Origin of the sequence: Aquibacillus sediminis, assembly GCF_005870085.1 — a bacterium.
Lineage (GTDB): Bacteria > Bacillota > Bacilli > Bacillales > Amphibacillaceae > Aquibacillus_E > Aquibacillus_E sediminis.
Genome location: NZ_SZNM01000022.1, coordinates 35,569 through 56,314, shown reverse-complemented (window position 1 = coordinate 56,314; position 20,746 = coordinate 35,569). Strand labels below are relative to the sequence as shown.

General features: G+C 38.1%; 21 protein-coding genes and 2 other annotated features. All 21 genes read left to right on the top strand.

The features are described from left to right. Positions 1-114: 114 nt before the first annotated feature. The gene (gene radA / locus FCI53_RS16810) at positions 115-1,494 is read left to right on the top strand and encodes a DNA repair protein RadA (protein WP_138420203.1); all 1,380 of its coding nucleotides are present in this window, start codon (positions 115-117) and stop codon (positions 1,492-1,494) included. Beyond that, positions 1,495-2,568, top strand: coding sequence for a DNA integrity scanning diadenylate cyclase DisA (gene disA, locus FCI53_RS16805; RefSeq protein WP_138420202.1), 1,074 nt, complete (start codon positions 1,495-1,497; stop codon positions 2,566-2,568). It begins immediately after the preceding gene. 165 nt (positions 2,569-2,733) lie between these two features. Next, a complete protein-coding gene (locus FCI53_RS16800; RefSeq protein WP_138420201.1) occupies positions 2,734-3,828 on the top strand; it encodes a PIN/TRAM domain-containing protein in 1,095 nt (364 codons plus the stop codon). A gap of 146 nt (positions 3,829-3,974) precedes the next feature. Then, on the top strand, positions 3,975-4,652 hold the full coding sequence (gene ispD / locus FCI53_RS16795; RefSeq protein WP_138420211.1) for a 2-C-methyl-D-erythritol 4-phosphate cytidylyltransferase: 678 nt from the start codon (positions 3,975-3,977) through the stop codon (positions 4,650-4,652). Between the two features lie 610 nt (positions 4,653-5,262). Continuing rightward, entirely contained in the window at positions 5,263-5,751 is a 489-nt protein-coding gene (gene ispF, locus FCI53_RS16790) for a 2-C-methyl-D-erythritol 2,4-cyclodiphosphate synthase (protein ID WP_138420200.1), read from the top strand. Between the two features lie 53 nt (positions 5,752-5,804). Then, complete coding sequence (gene gltX, locus FCI53_RS16785) at positions 5,805-7,268, top strand: glutamate--tRNA ligase (RefSeq protein ID WP_138420199.1); 1,464 nt, start codon at positions 5,805-5,807, stop codon at positions 7,266-7,268. Between the two features lie 48 nt (positions 7,269-7,316). Further along, positions 7,317-7,532: a binding site (T-box leader), on the top strand. Positions 7,533-7,657: 125 nt separating this feature from the next. Then, positions 7,658-8,317: a serine O-acetyltransferase gene (cysE, locus tag FCI53_RS16780; protein ID WP_138420198.1), complete on the top strand. Its 660-nt coding sequence runs from the start codon at positions 7,658-7,660 to the stop codon at positions 8,315-8,317. Then, positions 8,307-9,707, top strand: a complete 1,401-nt coding sequence (cysS, locus tag FCI53_RS16775; protein ID WP_138420197.1) for a cysteine--tRNA ligase — start codon at positions 8,307-8,309, stop codon at positions 9,705-9,707. Before cysE ends, cysS begins: the two co-directional genes overlap by 11 nt. A gap of 3 nt (positions 9,708-9,710) precedes the next feature. Beyond that, positions 9,711-10,121: a Mini-ribonuclease 3 gene (locus FCI53_RS16770; protein WP_138420196.1), complete on the top strand. Its 411-nt coding sequence runs from the start codon at positions 9,711-9,713 to the stop codon at positions 10,119-10,121. Further along, positions 10,114-10,857 (top strand): 23S rRNA (guanosine(2251)-2'-O)-methyltransferase RlmB, encoded by a 744-nt coding sequence (rlmB, locus tag FCI53_RS16765; protein ID WP_138420195.1) that lies wholly within the window; start codon positions 10,114-10,116, stop codon positions 10,855-10,857. Before FCI53_RS16770 ends, rlmB begins: the two co-directional genes overlap by 8 nt. A gap of 2 nt (positions 10,858-10,859) precedes the next feature. Further along, entirely contained in the window at positions 10,860-11,369 is a 510-nt protein-coding gene (locus FCI53_RS16760; protein ID WP_138420194.1) for an NYN domain-containing protein, read from the top strand. A gap of 91 nt (positions 11,370-11,460) precedes the next feature. After that, positions 11,461-12,108 (top strand): RNA polymerase sporulation sigma factor SigH, encoded by a 648-nt coding sequence (gene sigH / locus FCI53_RS16755; protein ID WP_138420210.1) that lies wholly within the window; start codon positions 11,461-11,463, stop codon positions 12,106-12,108. 91 nt (positions 12,109-12,199) lie between these two features. After that, positions 12,200-12,349: a 50S ribosomal protein L33 gene (rpmG, locus tag FCI53_RS16750; RefSeq protein WP_138420193.1), complete on the top strand. Its 150-nt coding sequence runs from the start codon at positions 12,200-12,202 to the stop codon at positions 12,347-12,349. 39 nt (positions 12,350-12,388) lie between these two features. Then, entirely contained in the window at positions 12,389-12,568 is a 180-nt protein-coding gene (gene secE, locus FCI53_RS16745) for a preprotein translocase subunit SecE (RefSeq protein WP_138420192.1), read from the top strand. Positions 12,569-12,771: 203 nt separating this feature from the next. Further along, complete coding sequence (gene nusG, locus FCI53_RS16740) at positions 12,772-13,305, top strand: transcription termination/antitermination protein NusG (RefSeq protein WP_138420209.1); 534 nt, start codon at positions 12,772-12,774, stop codon at positions 13,303-13,305. 245 nt (positions 13,306-13,550) lie between these two features. Further along, a complete protein-coding gene (gene rplK / locus FCI53_RS16735; RefSeq protein ID WP_138420191.1) occupies positions 13,551-13,976 on the top strand; it encodes a 50S ribosomal protein L11 in 426 nt (141 codons plus the stop codon). A 165-nt stretch (positions 13,977-14,141) separates the two neighbouring features. Then, a complete protein-coding gene (gene rplA, locus FCI53_RS16730) occupies positions 14,142-14,840 on the top strand; it encodes a 50S ribosomal protein L1 (RefSeq protein ID WP_138420190.1) in 699 nt (232 codons plus the stop codon). 82 nt (positions 14,841-14,922) lie between these two features. Beyond that, positions 14,923-15,074: a sequence feature (ribosomal protein L10 leader region), on the top strand. A 40-nt stretch (positions 15,075-15,114) separates the two neighbouring features. Continuing rightward, positions 15,115-15,615, top strand: coding sequence for a 50S ribosomal protein L10 (rplJ, locus tag FCI53_RS16725; protein ID WP_138420189.1), 501 nt, complete (start codon positions 15,115-15,117; stop codon positions 15,613-15,615). 96 nt (positions 15,616-15,711) lie between these two features. After that, positions 15,712-16,074 (top strand): 50S ribosomal protein L7/L12, encoded by a 363-nt coding sequence (gene rplL / locus FCI53_RS16720; protein ID WP_138420188.1) that lies wholly within the window; start codon positions 15,712-15,714, stop codon positions 16,072-16,074. A gap of 99 nt (positions 16,075-16,173) precedes the next feature. Beyond that, the gene (locus FCI53_RS16715) at positions 16,174-16,776 is read left to right on the top strand and encodes a class I SAM-dependent methyltransferase (RefSeq protein WP_138420187.1); all 603 of its coding nucleotides are present in this window, start codon (positions 16,174-16,176) and stop codon (positions 16,774-16,776) included. A gap of 419 nt (positions 16,777-17,195) precedes the next feature. Next, positions 17,196-20,732, top strand: a complete 3,537-nt coding sequence (gene rpoB, locus FCI53_RS16710) for a DNA-directed RNA polymerase subunit beta (RefSeq protein ID WP_138420186.1) — start codon at positions 17,196-17,198, stop codon at positions 20,730-20,732. Positions 20,733-20,746: the final 14 nt, after the last annotated feature.

Here is a 20,746-nt window from a genome sequence, read left to right as displayed (position 1 = left end):
CCATCTGTTATGAATCTTGTATATAGATGGATTAAACTTTATTTAATTTTTTTGATAGAAAATTGTAACTTGTACGTTATCTGTTTCGTATAAAATATAGTTAGGAGCATGGTAGTGGCTAAACGAAAAACAAAGTATGTTTGTCAAGAATGTGGATATGAATCACCAAAGTGGATGGGGAAATGTCCGGGTTGTGGTAGTTGGAATTCATTAGTTGAAGAAATTGTTGCATCACAACAGTCTTCAAGGCATACAATAGTATCACCTGTACATAATACCAAATCGAAACCTGAAAGTATCAAATCAATTGAATCCCAAGAAGAACCAAGAATAACAACAAAGATGACTGAGTTTGATCGAGTGTTAGGTGGAGGAGTTGTGCCAGGATCATTAGTACTGATCGGTGGCGACCCTGGAATTGGAAAATCAACACTTTTGTTACAAGTATCAAATCAATTGGCTGAGAAAAAGCTAAAAGTTTTATATATATCTGGTGAAGAATCAACAAGGCAAACAAAACTCCGAGCTGATCGCCTCGGTGTTACATCGAATAACTTATATGTATTAGCTGAAACGAATTTATTAGATATAGCGAATCAAATTGAACAATTAAATCCATCATTTGTTGTGATTGATTCGATCCAAACAATTTTTAGGGAAGAAGTATCTAGTGCTCCTGGTAGTGTCTCACAAGTGCGCGAATGTACAAGTGAACTGATGCGTATCGCCAAACAAAACAATATCCCTATCTTTATTGTTGGTCATGTAACGAAGGAAGGAGCAATTGCAGGACCACGTTTACTGGAACATATGGTGGATGCTGTATTATATTTTGAAGGAGAGAGGCACCATACATTTCGAATAGTACGTGGAGTCAAGAATAGATTCGGCAGCACCAATGAGATGGGTATTTTTGAGATGAAAGAAGAAGGGCTACGTGAAGTATTTAATCCCTCGGAAATATTTTTAGAAGAGCGGTCACAAGGAGCAGCGGGATCGACAGTTGTAGCTTCAATGGAGGGAAGCAGACCGGTATTAGTAGAAATACAGTCTTTAATTTCCCCAACAAGTTATGGAAACCCACGGAGAATGGCAACGGGTATTGACCATAATCGAGTTCCTCTGTTAATGGCGGTTTTAGAGAAAAGAGTAGGTTTGCTCTTGCAAAACCAGGATGCTTATGTAAAGGTTGCAGGAGGTGTGAAGCTAGACGAACCTGCGATTGACTTGGCAATTGCGATTAGTATTGCATCTAGTTTTAGGGACCAGCCTTCAAAACCTGAAGATGTGTTAATTGGGGAAGTTGGACTTACTGGTGAAATAAGAAGAGTATCTAGAATAGATCAAAGAGTGCAAGAAGCGGCCAAATTAGGCTTTAAGAGAGCGATCATTCCAAACAAAAACCTGGATGGTTGGACAGTGCCAGATAATATTGAAATTGTTGGTGTGGACACCGTTCATGAGGCTTTAAAGACTACATTAGGAGGAAGTTAAATGGAATGGCAGGACAAGAAAAAAGCTGTCATTGGTGAGATGTTAAAGTTTGTAGCACCGGGGACACCAATACGAGCAGGAATTGATAACGTACTTCGTGCTAAAACAGGCGGACTAATTGTTGTGGGGAACAATGAGAAAATGAAGGATATTGTAGATGGTGGGTTTGCCATTCATTCCCCCTTTTCCCCTGCTAGTTTATACGAGCTGGCTAAAATGGATGGAGCTATTATACTAAACAAAGAAGGTACTAATATATTATTTGCTAATGTTCAGTTGATGCCAGAGCCAGAAATTATGTCGAAAGAAACTGGCATGCGTCACCGTACAGCAGAACGAGTGGCAAAGCAAACCGGTAATTTGGTCATTGCAATTTCGGAAAGACGAAACGTTATAACGCTTTATAAAGGTAATATTCGCTATGCACTGAAAGAAATTGGAGTTATTTTAACGAAGGCAAATCAAGCCATGCAAACACTAGAAAAGTATAAAATTGTTTTAGATCAAGGATTAACCAATTTAGGTGCGTTAGAATTTGAGGAGTTAGTAACGCTTCAAGAAGTGATACAGGTCATTCATCGAATCGAGATGGTATTAAGAATTAAGGCAGAGATCCTTAGTTATGTGAATGAATTAGGGACAGAGGGGCGTTTAATTCAACTCCAATTAAATGAGTTGGTAGCAAACATTGAAGAGGAGGCAATCCTTTTAATTAGAGATTATCAAGTAGATGAACGACAGGATGAGAAAGCGATATTAAAGAGAATACAAGATGCTTCACGTGATGAATTAATGGATGATCTAAAGATTATGAAGTTACTCGGTTATTCCATTAATGCCAAAATGGATGAAGCAATTTGCCCTAGAGGCTATCGTTTATTGAATAAAATTCCTCGTCTTCCAATTGTCATTATTGATTACCTTGTGGAGGAATTTGAAATATTAAACGAAATTGTCAAAGCCTCTACACAGGAACTTGTAAAGGTGAATGGAGTGGGGGAAGTAAGAGCAGAAAAGATTAAAGATGGGCTTAATCGAATTCAGGAACTCGTTTTAATAGATCGCCATATTTAATTTAAATCATAATATTAATTGACTATGTATTTTAACTGTGATAGAATTTATTGTTTATATTATTGACTGTTCATATTGCCTGTGTTATTTTATATTAATAAGATTTTATAATAAAGGATTAATATTTGTAAAATTGGAAATACTGACGAATAGGAGGTGAACGTGGTGCTAAAAAGAATTGTGCAATTATTTATTGTTATTGCAGGTGGTACCGCAGGGTATTTATATATACCTGATTTAGTAGGATTAATGAATATTTCTAGCTCAGCATGGTTGAAGTCACCGTATATAGGTTTAATATTAGGGGCAATTATTTTATTTCTAATTACATTTTGGTTTGTTGACTATGTCGTTCATTTTATTCAGTGGTTGGAAGAGGTATTGATTAAAGCACCAGTTGCTGACCTTTTATTTGGCAGTTTGGGGATTATTGTTGGATTGGTGATCGCCTATATTATTAATCAGCCAATCCAAGAGGTCGATATTCAAGTTGTGTCACAGGTGGTTCCGATTTTCCTTACTGTCCTTCTAGGTTATTTAGGTTTTCAAGTTGGATTTAAACGGCGAGATGAATTTCTAGGCTTACTTACCCTAGCTAGAAAGGAAAAGAAAAAGTCGATGGAGCCTGAAGAAGAAAAGAATGTTGACACTCCGAAAGTAAAAATATTAGATACAAGTGTTATTATTGATGGTAGAATTGCAGATATATGTCAAACGAACTTTTTAGAAGGAACAATCATCATCCCTCAATTTGTATTAGAAGAGTTGCAACATATTGCGGATTCATCAGATGTTTTAAAACGTAATCGAGGTCGACGTGGGCTTGATGTTTTAAATCGGATGCAAAAAGACTTGCCTGTCAATGTAGAAATATATGAAGGTGACTTTGAAGAAATCGCAGAAGTAGATAGTAAGTTAGTCAAGCTAGCAAAAGTGATTAATGGTATTGTTGTGACAAATGATTTTAACTTGAATAAAGTGTGTGAATTTCAAAATGTGCAGGTTTTGAATATTAACGACTTGGCTAACGCAGTAAAACCTGTTGTATTACCGGGTGAGGAATTAACTGTTCATGTCATTAAGGATGGTAAAGAGCAAAACCAAGGTGTGGCTTATCTGGATGATGGTACCATGATTGTTGTCGAAGAAGGTAAAGACTATATTGGTAAAACGATTGAAGTCCTCATAACTAGTGTATTACAAACGTCAGCGGGTCGAATGATCTTTGCAAAACCAAAATTACTTGAAAAAGCATTGTAAAAAAGGTATAACATATATGGTGACAAAAGTGATAACGTACTGTTATCGCTTTTGTTTTATCTAATTATAATAAGGTAAGTTTAAATAGGGATTATGATGGACAAGCCCTATTTAATATAACATACTCATAGGATTGATAAATTATGATAACTTATAATGCAATCGTATTGGCAGCGGGGTTAGGTAAGCGGATGGGGGCAGGGGAAAATAAGCAGTTTATTACGATTAAGAATAAAGCCTTGATCTTACATACACTTGATGTTTTTGATCGTGATAGCTGGTGCCATTCAATAGTTCTTGTAGTTAACCCTAAAGAAAGACAAAAGATGAAGGATTTAGTTGAAAGATATTCTTATAACACACCTGTCCAAATGGTTAATGGTGGTAAGGAAAGACAGGAAAGTGTGTATGCCGGTCTGAAATACTTACATGGATTAGATGAGCGTATCGTTTTTATTCATGATGGTGCCCGTCCGTTTGTAAGTGAAGCAAACTTACATGAACTGGCTGAAGTGACTAATCGTAAACATGCAGCATTGCTAGCGGTTCCGGTGACCGACACAATTAAACAAAAGCACGGTACACAATTAACTACGTTAGACCGAAAAACACTATGGGCTGCACAAACTCCGCAAGCATTTCGCTTTGACGCTATTTTAGAAGCACATCGACTAGCGGTGGAAGAGCAATTCATAGGAACGGATGATGCATCACTGATAGAGCGAACAGGAGCGGAGGTCGATATTGTACCAGGTAGTTATCAAAATATCAAATTAACAACACCAGAAGACCTAGAACGAGCCCAAGCTTTTTTACAGGATTGAATTAGATAGAATACCTTTTGTGAGTTTTGTTACCTATAAACCTTCGTAGTTGAAGGAAAATCCGACGTAACTGACTTCCTTACATCCTTAATAAAGTGAGTGCTAAATTACCGCTCCGGAAATACACTACGCTTTCCTGTGGGGGGCTGGTGAGCCTCCTCATTCGTACCTCACTGCGGGGTCTCACCGATGCCACTAGTCCCACGGGAGTCTCCGTGTATTTCCTTCGTTCTGGTCTGTGTATCGTAATTTTATAGCTTTTTGCCTTATATACGTACATAAAATTCCTTTTCTCTAGATAACAATGCACTCAGATTCAGCTATTGGTATAGGTATTTTATCTGACGTGAATCAGAACACCACCAACAGCGTAGGTAGAATACGGAGACTCCTATGGGAATAGCGCGAGCTGAAGATCCACTTGGTAAAGTGGGTTTCTTTACCAAGTTAGCTGAAGCCGTGCCCATGGAAAGCGGAGTATTCTACCGAAGCGATGGTATATTGTCAATTTAAATCAGGAAAAGGTTAATTTCACATATAAGTTACGTCGGATTATATGTTTTTTATGTCAAAAAACAATTTTATAGAAGTATGATAAAGGAGTAGTACTATGTTTCGAATAGGACAGGGGTTTGATGTTCATCAATTTGCAGACAATCGTCCGTGTATCATCGGTGGGATAGAAATACCGTATGAAAAAGGGCTTTTAGGTCATTCGGATGCAGATGTGTTATTACATACAATAGCAGATGCGTGCCTTGGGGCTGTTGCTGAAGGGGATATTGGCAAGCACTTTCCTGATACAGATCCTAATTTTAAAGATGCAGATTCCCAGCAACTTCTTGCTCATGTATGGAAACTAGTAAGGGATAAAGGATACACCATGGGAAATCTTGATTGTACAGTTATTGCCCAACAACCTAAAATGGCTCCATATATTGAAAAAATCAGAGTGAATATTGCTCGCATATTGGACGTTGACATAGAGCAAGTTAATGTTAAGGCAACAACAACAGAAAAGTTAGGTTTCACTGGACGAAAAGAAGGAATTGCAGCGCAAGCAATTGTTTTATTAGAAAAAAATCAACAATTTACTTAAAAAGTGGTAGAATAGAGAAAAAATAGTACGGACGTTGAAAGGAGAAATATATTATGACTGATTCAGTGCGTGTGCGTTATGCGCCAAGTCCAACAGGAAATTTACATATTGGAAACGCGAGAACAGCGTTATTTAATTATTTATATGCTCGTCACCTTGGTGGTAAGTTTATTATTCGAATTGAGGATACAGATGAGAAACGAAATGTAGAAGGTGGAGAGCAAAGCCAGCTTAACTATTTAAAATGGTTAGGTATCGATTGGGATGAAGGAGCAGATGTTGGTGGTGATTTCGGTCCTTATCGTCAAACAGAACGGTTAGATATCTACCAAAAATATATCGATGAACTTCTTGAAAGAGGCCTTGCATATAAATGCTATATGACAGAGGAAGAATTAGATCAAGAACGTGAAGAACAACGTGCCAAAGGACAAGTGCCAAAATACTCAGGTGCGCATCGTGATTTGACTGATGAGCAAATTGAACAATTTGAACAAGAAGGACGTCAGCCAAGCATTCGTTTTCGTGTGCCAGAAAATAAAACCTATACATTTAAAGATATTGTTCGTGATAATATTACATTTGAATCTAGTGACTTTGGGGACTGGGTTATTGTTAAGAAAAATGGTGTGCCAACCTATAATTTTGCGGTTGCAATTGATGACCATCTAATGCAAATCTCTCATGTTCTACGTGGGGAAGAACATATCTCTAATACACCAAAACAAATGATGGTTTATGATGCGTTTGGATGGGAAGCACCACAATTTGGACATATGACATTAATTTTAAATGAAGACCGTAAGAAATTGAGTAAGCGAGATGAGCATATTATACAGTTTATTGAACAGTACAAAAACCTGGGTTACCTGCCAGAAGCACTGTTTAATTTCATCTCACTACTTGGTTGGTCTCCAGTTGGAGAAGAAGAGCTATTTACCAAAGAGCAATTTATTGAAATGTTTGATCCTGAACGTTTATCTACTTCTGCAGCAGTCTTTGATCCGGCTAAATTAAAGTGGATGAATAACCAATATATAAAAGCAGCTGACTTTGAAGACGTGGTGAACTTAAGTCTACCGCATTTGGTTGATGCAGGGAAATTACCAGAACAGATGGAAGAATCACAACAACAGTGGGCGCAAGAATTGATTGGATTATATAAAGATCAATTAAGTTATGGTGCAGAAATTGTTGAACTAACGGAATTGTTCTTTAAAGAGCAAATTGACTATTCAGAAGAAGCGATGGAAGTATTGCGCGGTGAACAAGTTCCGGAAGTGTTGCGTACTTTTGCAACGAAACTGGACGAAATGGAAGAATTCACACCAGAAGGAATTAAAGCCGAAATCAAAGCGACACAAAAGGAAACGAAACAAAAAGGGAAAAAGTTGTTTATGCCAATACGAGTTGCAACAACAGGACAAGTTCATGGACCAGAACTTCCGAATGCGATTCATCTATTAGGGAAGCAAGTGGTTAAAACGAGACTGGAATCCCTTCTTGAAAAACTTTAATCATAACATTTCACATTTCGTATTAAATATAATATAGTGATACTACAAATATGAACGTTGATGAGGAGAAGTAAAAGGCAGAGGCTTAATTAGAGAGAATCACCATCGGCTGAAAGTGATTTTAAGACCGAGCTTTTGAAATGCACCTCGGAGTCCCTTGTTGAACTGTAGTAAATAAGGGCGGTACTCTACCGTTACCAAGAGTCACGAGTTGGGGAAAGCATTTCTCAAACAGAGTGGGACCGCGCTAAAAGCGTCTCTGTGTTTAATCAAACATAGGGATGCTTTTTTCTATTTTTGTCGGAATCTAGGCTTTATAAGTATTTGTTTATAAAGGGCCTACTAGGGTTGTTGTGCAAGAAAGCTAAATTATTAAAGGGGAGATTGGTGTGGGTTTATTTAAGTTGTTAAAGCAAGATATTGATGTTGTTTTTGATCAGGATCCGGCGGCTCGCACCTATTTAGAAGTAACACTCACTTATTCTGGTCTTCATGCTATTTGGGCACATCGATTAGCGCATGCTTTTTTCAAGAGGAAGTTTTTCTTTATTGCTCGATTCATCTCACAGGTAAGTCGATTCATAACTGGTATTGAGATTCATCCTGGTGCCAAAATAGGGCGAAGGTTTTTTATTGATCATGGTATGGGTGTTGTGATAGGGGAAACGTGTGAAATAGGAGATAATGTAACAATCTTTCAAGGTGTAACATTAGGTGGAACTGGAAAAGAAAAGGGGAAAAGACATCCTACAATTAAAGATAATGCATTAGTTGCAACCGGTGCAAAGGTATTAGGATCCATTACTATTGGGGAAAGTTCAAAAGTTGGAGCGGGTTCAGTCGTATTACATGATGTGCCAGATCACTCCACTGTTGTTGGAATTCCGGGACGTATTGTTATTCAAAATGGGGAAAGGGTGCGGAAGGATTTAGATCATCATAAACTTCCTGATCCAGTTTCCGAAAAATTAAAGGCGATGCAAACCGAAATTGAGAGATTACAAACTGAATTAGATGAACTAAAAGGAGTGCATAAGGGTGACGATTAAAATCTATAACACCTTAACTAGACAAAAGGAACCGTTTCAAACAATCGAAGAAGGTAAGGTAAGAATGTATGTTTGTGGCCCGACTGTTTATAACTATATTCATATAGGGAACGCTAGACCTGCCATTGTGTTTGATACGGTAAGAAGGTATTTAGAGTATAGAGGCTATGACGTTCAATATGTGTTAAATTTTACCGATGTTGACGATAAAATTATAAAAGCGGCTAATGAGTTAGGTGAAGAGGTTCAAGATGTGGCGGATCGGTATATTGATGCATATATGGATGATGTTCAGGCTCTCGGAGTTAAAAAGGCTGTTCACCACCCACGTGTGACGGAGACGATGGACGATATTATTGTCTTTATCAAACAATTAATTGAAAAAGGGTATGCATATGCGGCGGACGGTGACGTTTACTTTAAAACTAGGTCGTTTGAAGACTATGGCAATCTGTCTCATCAATCGATAGACGAACTGCGATCAGGCGCTCGTATACAAGTTGGAGAGAAGAAAGATGATCCATTAGATTTCACTTTGTGGAAACAAGCGAAACCGGGTGAAATTGCTTGGGATTCACCATGGGGAAGAGGGAGACCTGGCTGGCATATTGAATGCTCGGCAATGGCGAAGAAATATTTAGGAGAGACGATTGATATTCATGCCGGTGGGCAAGATTTAGCATTTCCGCACCATGAAAATGAAATTGCCCAATCTGAAGCTTGTAACAATGCAACATTTGCTAATTACTGGATGCATAATGGGTATATTAATATTGACAATGAAAAGATGTCGAAATCATTAGGGAACTTTGTATTAGCGCATGACTTAATTCAAAAACACGATCCGCAAGTTGTGCGATTCTTTATGCTAAGTGTCCATTATCGAAACCCAATTAATTTTAGTGAGAAGTTATTAGAAGGTGCAAAAAATAGCTTGGAACGTATTAAAAATGCCTATCAAAATTTAGAACATCGGAAACAAGCTAGCACTAATTTAGAACAAGATAAAAATGAATGGTTAGAAAAAATAGACACATATAAACAACGTTTTATTCAGGAAATGGATGACGACTTTAACACGGCTAACGCTATTGCTGTTCTTTTTGATGTTACAAAGGATGCCAATGTCTACCTCGAATCAAAACAGACGTCTACACAAGTAATTGAAGCATTTCAAGGGCTTTTGGAAACATTAGCAAATGTGCTAGGGATTCAATTGGTAGAGGAAACAGAGTTACTTGATGAAGAAATAGAAGCTTTAATTCAACAAAGAGTAGAAGCGAGAAAACAACGCGACTTTGCCTTAGCGGATAAGATTAGAGATGACCTAAAGGGAAAAAATATAATTTTAGAAGATACACCACAAGGTACGCGTTGGAAAAGAGGGTAATGTATGGCGACGATGGACGTAAAACAAATAAAAAGTTTAACACTTGCCTATATGGGGGATGTCATCTATGAAAAAGATGTCAGGCACCATTTGATTCTTAAAGGGAATGTTAAACCAAACCAACTACACCAATCAGCTGTTCGGTTTGTATCAGCTAAGTCACAAGCGAGAGTGATCTTGTATTGGCTGGAGCAAGAGATATTGAGTGAAGAGGAAGAAGCGGTTGTTCGAAGGGGCAGAAACGCGAAGTCTGGTTCTGTCCCTAAAAATACCGATGTACAAACTTATCGTTATAGCACAGCGTTTGAGGCGTTATTAGGTTATTTATATTTAGCTGAAGAAAAAGACAGGTTGGCAGAACTAATTAATTTGGCTATCCAATTTGTGGAGAAAGGGGCTGAAAAAAGTGGCTGAAGAATGGATCATTGGTAAAAACCCGGTTACAGAAGCACTTAAATCAGGAAGAACCATGAACAAGTTATTTGTATCTGAACAATTACAGCATCAATCCTTTCAAAAGATACAAAAACTAGCAAAGCAAAATGGACTAACGGTACAACGAGTCCCTAAGAAAAAGTTGGATCAATTAGTAGATGGCAATCATCAAGGTGTTGCAGCATCGGTATCTGCTTATGATTACAGCCATCTGGATGATTTGTTTGCTGTTGCTGAATCAAGAGGGGAAGCACCGTTCTTTATGATCCTTGATGAAATTGAAGATCCACATAATTTAGGTTCTATCCTTCGAACAGCGGATGCGACAGGTGTACATGGCGTGATTATCCCAAAACGAAGATCGGTAGGGTTAACAGCAACTGTGGCGAAAACATCTGCGGGAGCGATTGAGTATATACCTGTGGCGCGGGTGACGAATATTGCGAAAACTATCGATGAATTAAAAGAGCGAAATGTATGGGTTGTTGGGACTGCGGCCGATGGTTCAGAGGACTATAGGCAATTGGATGGTACTATCCCAATTGCTTTAGTGATTGGTAATGAGGGTAAAGGAATGAGTCGATTAGTGAAAGAAAAGTGTGATTGGTCTGTTCGTCTTGCGATGAAGGGGAAAGTTTCTTCCTTAAATGCCTCTGTTGCTGCAAGTCTTTTAATGTATGAAGTATATCGAAAAAGATCCCCTCTTGGTGAATAGTAATGGATGTCTTATTAGTCGATGGATATAACATCATTGGTGCTTGGGATGAACTGAACAGGCTGAAAGATTCGGATTTGGAACAGGCTAGAAGTTTGTTAGTTGAAAGAATGGCGGAGTATAAAGCGTACAAAGGAATGCGTGTCATCATAATTTTTGATGCGTACGGCGTTCGAGGGTTAGAAACAAAACAAAAGAACTATAATGTAGAAGTTATCTATACAAAGGAAAATGAAACGGCAGACGAGTGTATTGAGCGGTTGATTAAAGAGTTTAAAAATGTACGAACCCAAGTTTATGTGGCAACATCCGATTATACGGAACAACGTACTATTTTTGCGCAAGGAGCGTTACGAAAATCAGCTCGAGAGTTACATATTGAAATGGAAGATATAGAGGGTGAAATTGAGGAAGAGCTTCAAGACCATCAACATACACAACATTCTACGAAAATTCCAATCAATAAAGATGTGCTTGAAGTTTTTGAAAAATGGCGGCGCGGTGACAAATAGCGCCTTATGTTGACGATGGTAAAGCGTTTACTGTATAATGATTTCTATATATCATCACGGCATATAGTCGGGGGGAGTCCAGGTGTGCACCATAGATAAGAATAATTCGGTTAAGGAATTAGATTTAGAAACTCTTGAAGATGATAAGCTTATTGAATTAGTTCATCGGGGACATAGTCAAGCGTTGGACTGTTTAATAAACAAGTATAAGAATTTTGTGCGTGCAAAAGCAAGGACCTATTTTTTAATCGGTGCCGACCGTGAAGACATTGTGCAAGAAGGTATGATTGGTTTATATAAAGCGATACGGGACTATAAAGGAGATAAGCTCTCATCTTTCAAGGCGTTTGCTGAATTATGTGTTACTAGACAAATCATAACGGCTATTAAAACAGCTACTAGACAAAAGCATATTCCGCTTAATTCATATGTATCACTGGACAAGCCTATCTATGATGAAGAGTCTGATCGAACACTTTTAGATGTGATTGCAGGGTCGAAGATGATTGATCCGCAGGAAATGATTATAAACCGAGAAAAATTTGGTGATATGGAAGATAAAATGTCCGAGTTGTTGAGTGAACTGGAGAGGGAAGTTCTATCTCTTTACTTGGACGGGCGTACCTATCAAGAAATATCAGTAGAATTGAAACGACATGTGAAGTCTATTGATAATGCATTGCAGCGCGTAAAACGTAAGTTAGAACGTTACCTTGAAATTAGTGAAATAAGTTTATAATGTAGTTTATACTTGTCAAACTGGATTGACAGGTATATCGAACCATGCTACATTATAAAAGGTGTAAACCCGTTAATTAGGGGTGTAAACAATGGAGAAAAAAGTCGTTTTAGCATGTACAACTTGTTTAAGTAGAAATTATACGACGCATAAAAATGAATCAAATCAATCTGAACGTTTGCAAGTACGAAAGTATTGTAAAAGATGTGGTACGCATACTCTACATCGTGAGACGAAATAGGAACAAGCCAGGCACAGGCGAAAGTTTGGAGGTACAAGTATGAATCTTGTTACATTCTTCAAAAATGTATCCAGAGAAATGAAAAAAGTTTCTTGGCCAAAAGGGCAAGAACTCACTCGTTATACAATTACAGTTGTTAGTACAGTTGCATTTGTTGCCGTTTTCTTTGCTGTAGTTGATTTAGGGATTTCTGGAATTCTTAACTTATTTTTTGAATAATAATTTTTAAATTATGCTATAATGAATATTAATAGATTATTTTGTTAAAAACCCGTTTATATTTTCGGGTTTTTTAAATTGTCTAAAAATAATAGTAGTGTAAAAATGGTAAAACTGTTTTCTTAACGGTACCTTAAGCCTGCGAAGAATATGAGTTTGACTTTATGTTTAAGGGAGGGAAGGACAAAAGTTTGTCCTCAATTATGGAAAAAAATTGGTATGTTGTTCATACGTATTCAGGGTATGAAAACAAAGTGAAAACGAATTTAGAAAAGCGTCTAGAATCGATGGGTATGGAAGATAAGATCTTTCGGGTTTTAGTACCTGAAGATGAAGAAACGGAAATAAAAAATGGTAAAAAGAAAACAGCGAAAAAAAAGGTTTTTCCTGGATATGTTTTAGCGGAGATGGTCATGACGGATGATTCATGGTACGTTGTTCGTAATACGCCAGGTGTAACTGGGTTTGTTGGGTCAACTGGTTCAGGTTCTAAACCTATCCCTCTCTTACCAGAAGAAGTAGAAACGATTCTGAAGCGCATGGGAATGGATGAACAAGTAACAGAAATAGATTTAGAGGAGAAAGAAACGGTTAAAGTAACGGATGGACCATTCGCTGACTTTACTGGCACGGTAGAGCATATTGATTTGGATAAACAAAAAGTGAAAGTTCACGTGAATATGTTTGGTAGAGAAACACCTGTTGAACTAGATTTTTGGCAAGTGGAAAAGTTGTAAATTCCTAACAATATTTGATAATGGGTGGCAATTTGGTTGTTTATTTTGTATAATGAAAAATGTTGTTTTGATGGTTAATCTTTAGTAATAAAAAAAACAACTTATAACATATACTTGCATTTTTATCTTATAAATGCTAAAATTCTTATGTTCTTTATGCCTCGAGTATAAGGTTTAATTGTATATTCATTGAGTGGGAGGGCAGAGCCCTATTACCACATCACGGACTTAAGGAGGTGTGTCTCGTGGCTAAAAAAGTAATTAAAGTAGTTAAACTTCAGATCCCAGCAGGGAAGGCAAATCCAGCACCACCAGTTGGGCCAGCACTAGGTCAAGCAGGTGTTAACATCATGGGTTTCTGTAAGGAATTTAATGCACGTACCCAAGAACAAGCGGGTATGATTATTCCGGTTGAAATTACGGTTTTTGAAGACCGTTCATTTACATTTATTACGAAAACTCCGCCTGCTGCCGTTCTACTTAAGAAAGCAGCTGGAATTGAATCTGCATCAGGTGAACCAAACCGTAATAAAGTTGCGACCATTAAACGCGACCAAGTGAAAGAAATTGCGGAAACAAAAATGCCTGACTTAAATGCTGCTGACGTTGAAGCTGCTATGCGTATGGTTGAAGGTACTGCGCGTAGTATGGGTATCGTTGTTGAAGACTAATCCCCACAGCGGTAATGGAATGTAGCAAAGGGTTGCGATGGTGGAGGATGATACCCATCTCGCAACCTTTATTATTGAGAAGTTAATTACGTAAGCTTATCGGCTTACGCCGCTTGATAAAGTGGGAGGTATAACCGTTAAAACCACATTCTAGGAGGAATTAAAATGGCTAAATTAACGAAAAGACAACAAGAAACAGCAAAACTTGTTGATCGTTCAAAAGCATATGACACGAAAGAAGCAATTGAGTTAGTACAAAAAACTGCAAAAGCAAATTTTGATGAAACAGTAGAAGCTGCATTTCGTTTAGGAGTTGACCCTAAGAAAGCAGACCAACAAATCCGTGGTGCGATGGTATTGCCACACGGAACTGGTAAAACGCAAACTGTTCTTGTATTTGCAAAAGGTGATAAAGCGAAAGAAGCGGAAGCGGCTGGAGCAGATTATGTAGGAGATCAAGAACTAATCAACAAAATCAACCAAGGTTGGTTTGAGTTCGATGTCGTTGTTGCTACTCCAGACATGATGGCTGAAGTTGGTAAACTAGGTCGTGTATTAGGACCTAAAGGTTTAATGCCAAACCCTAAAACTGGTACAGTTACTTTCGAAGTAGAAAAAGCTGTTAATGAAATTAAAGCAGGTAAAGTGGAGTACCGTGTTGATAAATCATCAAACATCCACGTACCTATCGGTAAGGTATCCTTTGACCTTGACAAGCTTGTTGAAAACTTCGAAGCGATCGCAGATCAGCTAATGAAAGTTAAGCCGCAAGCGGCAAAAGGTATCTATATGCGTAATGCAGCTGTTACTTCTACAATGGGTCCTGGTGTTAAAGTGGATACAGCTTCTTTTCTTAAAAAATAAAAACAACTATTGACTTTATCATAGGAATTAACTATAATAAGTTTTGTTGTTAAAGCGAAGGTGTTCAGTCACCCTTCGAATTATAAAATTATACGTTATACCGTAGACAGTAGGTGCCTTTATTGGCTTAATTTCCTACCGAGGTGTGTGAATAAAAAGGATAATTGTGTTCGTAAATTATCTCACTCATTCAACAAGCCTCTATGTCTACATGGAGGCTTGTTTTTATACACAGATACAACGGTATGATGATCTGTAAATGGGAGGTGGAACAATGTCAAAAGTTATTGAGCACAAAAAACAGGTTGTAACAGAAATTGCTGACAAGTTCCGCGAAAGTCAATCTACAATCCTTGTAGATTATCGTGGATTAGATGTTGCAGAAGTTACAGAACTTCGTAATCAATTACGTGAAGCTGGTGTTGACTTCAAAGTATACAAAAATACAATGACACGTCGTGCAACGGAAGCTGCTGAACTTACTGAACTTAATGATGTTCTTGTAGGCCCTACAGCAATTGCTTTCAGTAAAGACGATGTCGTAGCACCCGCTAAAATCCTTAACAATTTTGCTAAAGAACACGACGCATTAGAAATTAAGGGTGGCGTAATCGAAGGAAAAGTTGCTAGTCTTGAGCAAATCAAAGAACTTGCAGACCTACCAAACTACGAAGGGCTACTATCAATGGTACTCAGCGTACTTCAAGCGCCAGTTCGAAACTTTGCTTATGCAACAAAAGCGGTTGCCGAGCAAAAAGAAGAGCAAGGAGCTTAATTGCATAAACATTATTGCACAAGCAATAGATAGTCCGAAATTTGCCTGATAGAAACGGTTATTATAAAATTTAAAAACAATTAGGAGGAACTAATAATGTCTAAAGAACAAATTATCGAAGCGATTAAAGAAATGTCAGTTCTTGAACTTAACGATCTTGTAAAAGCAATTGAAGAAGAATTTGGTGTAACTGCTGCAGCACCAGTTGCTGTTGCTGGCGGTGGCGCTGCTGAGGCTGCTGAAGAGCAAACTGAATTTGATGTAGTACTTTCAGATGCTGGATCTTCAAAAATTAAAGTTGTTAAAGCAGTACGTGAAATCACTGGTCTTGGACTTAAAGATGCTAAAGACCTTGTAGATAACGCTCCAGGAGCTGTTAAAGAAGGCGCATCTAAAGAAGAAGCTGAAGAAATCAAAGGTAAACTTGAAGAAGCTGGTGCTTCAATCGAATTGAAGTAATTTTATAGTAAAGCTCGTCTACTAGGTAGGCGAGCTTTATTGTAATATATAGAAAGGTACTTGATGTAATCAACAATAATAGATAAAGTAGGTGCTTAGATGTCAGAGCAATACTTTTCAACAAATCCTCAATCTATAAGCGATCCGAAAACATGGAATTTTGTCTTGAAAGGCATACCATTTACTTTCACGAGTGACCATGGTGTGTTTTCTAGAAATGAAGTGGATTTTGGGTCAAGATTACTAATAGAGACTTTTACTGAACCAGAAATTGATGGTGGGTTATTGGATCTTGGCTGTGGCTATGGGCCGATCGGTCTAGCGCTAGCGAAAGCTTTCCCAAATCGCGAGGTAACGCTGAGCGATGTGAATGAACGGGCGCTTGCCTTAGCTAAGTATAATGCAAACCAAAATAATATTGATAATGTTGAGTTTAAGATTAGTGATCGTTTACAATCCTTCCAAAATCAATGTTTTTCCGCAATAGTGACAAATCCTCCTATTCGTGCTGGGAAAAATGTGATTTTTCAAATGTTTGAAGAAAGTTATGAGGCGTTAACTTCCCGAGGGGAGCTATGGGTAGTCATCCAAAAAAAACAAGGGGCGCCATCAACAAAAGAGAAGTTAGAAACGATGTTCGATGCTGTTGAAGTTGTGAAAAAAGATAAGGGTTATTTTATAATAAAGTCAATAAAAAAGTAACAATTTTTTGCTAAAAAATTGACTCTAAAATCCTATTGTGATATTATAAAAAAATGCCAATAGGCGACTTTGTTTGTCAAGGAAAAATTTCAATTTTATTACATGTATAGTTTTCGAAGTTTAGGGAAATACTGTTAAAATCAAGGAGTTCCAATGTTTCGATCGATGACAATACAGAAGATATTTTAGAAAAGTTAATACCATTCGCTTTTATGCGAGTGTAATTTATAAAAAAGCTTGTGATAGATAATGCTCTCACAAGTTTGTTCAGTATGTTTGCTGAACTTTTTATACTATTTTTAGTATACCTTCATTGTTCTGGAAGTCAATATACGATATTTGGTAACAAGAGAAGGTGTGCTGTGACCATCATGACGATGGATCTAAGTTTCTTATTATTGATTTGAGGGGTGAATCAGTTGACAGGTCAACTAGTTCAGTATGGACGACACCGCCAGCGCAGAAGCTATGCACGCATTAGTGAAGTACTAGAATTACCGAATCTTATTGAAATTCAAACCGCTTCCTATGATTGGTTTCTAGAAGAAGGTTTGAGAGAAATGTTTAAAGATATTTCTCCGATTGAAGACTTTACAGGGAATTTATCACTAGAGTTTGTTGATTATAGTCTTGGTGAACCTAAATATCCTGTAGATGAATCAAAAGAGCGAGATGTAACGTATAATGCTCCTCTTCGTGTAAAAGTTCGTCTTTTAAATAATGATACTGGTGAGGTTAAAGAGCAGGAAGTATTCATGGGTGATTTTCCATTAATGACAGACACGGGTACATTCATCATTAATGGTGCGGAACGTGTTATTGTATCACAGCTTGTTCGGTCGCCAAGTGTTTACTTTAGTGAAAAGTACGATAAAAACGGAAAAAAAGGTCATACAGCTACTGTTATTCCAAACCGTGGTGCATGGCTAGAATTTGAAACAGACGCCAAAGATGTCGTTCATGTTCGTATCGACCGTACAAGGAAGTTGCCAATCACTGTGTTACTTAGAGCACTTGGGTTTGGTAATGACCAAGAAATTATTGATTTAATTGGTGAAAATGAATACTTAAAAAATACGCTTGAAAAAGATAATACGGAAACAAGTGAAAAAGCATTGCTTGAGATCTATGAGCGTTTACGCCCTGGTGAACCACCAACAGTAGAAAATGCTAAGAGCTTACTTGTGTCACGTTTCTTTGATCCGAAGCGTTACGATTTAGCACATGTAGGTCGTTATAAGATGAACAAAAAGCTTCATTTAAAAAATCGACTGTTTAACCAAGTGCTTGCAGAACCGCTTGTTGATGAGGAAACAGGTGAGGTAATTGCACAACGAGGCGATAAGCTAGATCGTCGTTTATTAGATAAAATCATTCCATACTTAGATGCAGAAGAAAATGGCTTTGGTGAGCAAGAGTTAGAACCACATGCAGGGGTACTTGAAGAACCTATTAAAATTCAATCCATCAAAATTTTCGATCCAACAGACCCTGAAGGTGAGAGAACATTAAATGTGATTGGTAATGGGAATGTAGAGGATAGTGTGAAAAATATCGTTCCTGCAGATATTCTTTCTTCTATAAGCTATTTCTTTAATATTTTACATCAAGTCGGCGACACAGACGATATTGACCATTTAGGTAATCGTAGACTACGTTCAGTTGGTGAATTGTTACAAAACCAATTCCGTATTGGGTTATCACGTATGGAACGTGTCGTTCGTGAACGTATGTCGATTCAAGATACGTCTTCGATCACACCGCAACAATTAATTAATATACGACCAGTAATTGCGTCGATTAAAGAGTTCTTTGGTAGTTCTCAGTTATCTCAGTTTATGGATCAAACGAATCCGTTGGGTGAGTTAACACATAAGCGACGTCTTTCAGCGCTTGGACCAGGTGGTTTAACTCGTGAACGTGCAGGTTTCGAAGTGCGAGATGTTCACTATTCTCACTATGGTCGTATGTGTCCAATCGAGACACCAGAGGGACCAAATATTGGTTTGATCAACTCGCTTTCTTCATTTGCTAAGGTGAATAAGTTTGGTTTCATCGAAACACCATATCGTCGTATTGATCATGAAACAGGTAAAGTAACCGATTTTTATGATTATTTAACGGCAGACGAAGAAGATAATTATGTCGTTGCGCAAGCCAATGCTCGATTAAATGAAGATGGAACTTTCGCAGATGATGAAGTTATTGCTCGTTTCCGTGGTGAAAACACGATTGTAAGCAGAGATCGTATAGATTATATGGATGTTTCACCAAAGCAGGTCGTATCGGCAGCGACAGCATGTATTCCGTTCTTAGAAAATGATGACTCAAACCGTGCTTTAATGGGAGCAAACATGCAACGTCAAGCGGTGCCGTTATTACAACCGAAATCTCCGGTTGTTGGTACCGGAATGGAGTATGTATCAGGTAAAGACTCCGGTGCAGCTGTTATCAATCGACACGAGGGTGTTGTTGAACAGGTAGAAGCGAAAGAAGTACGTGTTCGCCGTATTTCTGAAGTGGATGGTAAAGAGGTTGAAGGAGACCTTGATCGTTATAAATTGCAGAAGTTTATCCGTTCTAACCAAGGTACTTGTTATAACCAACGTCCGATTGTTAGTGTCGGAGATCGTGTAACAAAAGGTGAAATTTTAGCAGATGGTCCATCGATGCAAGATGGTGAACTTGCCTTAGGTCAAAATGTTCTTGTAGGCTTTATGACTTGGGAAGGTTATAACTACGAGGATGCCGTTATCATGAGTGAACGTCTAGTGAAAGATGATGTTTATACTTCAATTCATATTGAAGAGTATGAGTCAGAAGCTCGTGATACGAAGCTTGGACCTGAAGAAATCACAAGAGACATCCCTAATGTTGGGGAAGATGCGTTAAGAGACCTTGATGAAAGAGGAATCATCCGCGTAGGTGCTGAAGTTGAAGATGGTGATTTGCTCGTAGGTAAAGTGACACCTAAAGGGGTAACAGAACTATCAGCTGAAGAACGCTTGTTACATGCGATCTTTGGTGAAAAGGCTCGTGAGGTTAGAGATACTTCACTTAGAGTTCCGCACGGTGCAGGTGGTATTGTCTTGGACGTGAAGATTTTCAATCGTGATGATGGTGATGAATTGCCACCAGGAGTCAACCAGCTAGTACGTGTCTATATTGTTCAAAAGCGTAAGATACACGAAGGTGATAAAATGGCCGGTAGACACGGAAACAAGGGTGTTATTTCGAAAATCTTACCTGAAGAGGATATGCCATTTTTACCAGATGGTACACCGATTGATATCATGCTTAACCCATTAGGGGTTCCTTCTCGTATGAATATCGGACAGGTGTTGGAGCTTCATTTAGGTATGGCTGCAAGACAGCTAGGTATTCATGTTGCTACACCTGTATTTGATGGTGCTAGAGAAGAAGATGTATGGGAAACCTTGCAAGAAGCAGGGATGCCAAGGGATGCCAAAACAGTCCTGTATGATGGACGTACAGGAGAACCGTTTGATAACCGTATATCTGTCGGGGTTATGTACATGATCAAACTAGCCCACATGGTAGACGATAAATTACATGCGCGTTCTACTGGACCATACTCACTTGTTACACAACAGCCATTAGGTGGTAAGGCACAATTTGGTGGACAGCGTTTCGGTGAAATGGAAGTTTGGGCATTAGAGGCATATGGTGCCGCCTATACGTTACAGGAAATCTTAACTGTTAAATCTGATGACGTTGTTGGACGTGTGAAAACATATGAAGCAATTGTTAAAGGTGACAATGTTCCAGAACCAGGTATTCCTGAGTCCTTTAAAGTATTAATTAAGGAATTACAGAGTCTTGGTATGGATGTAAAAATGCTTTCAAGTGATGAACAGGAAATTGACCTACGTGATGTTGAGGAAGAGGAAAATCAGTCAGCAGATAAATTTAATTTAGAAGTTGAAAATAAATAAGAATTCCGCAAGCA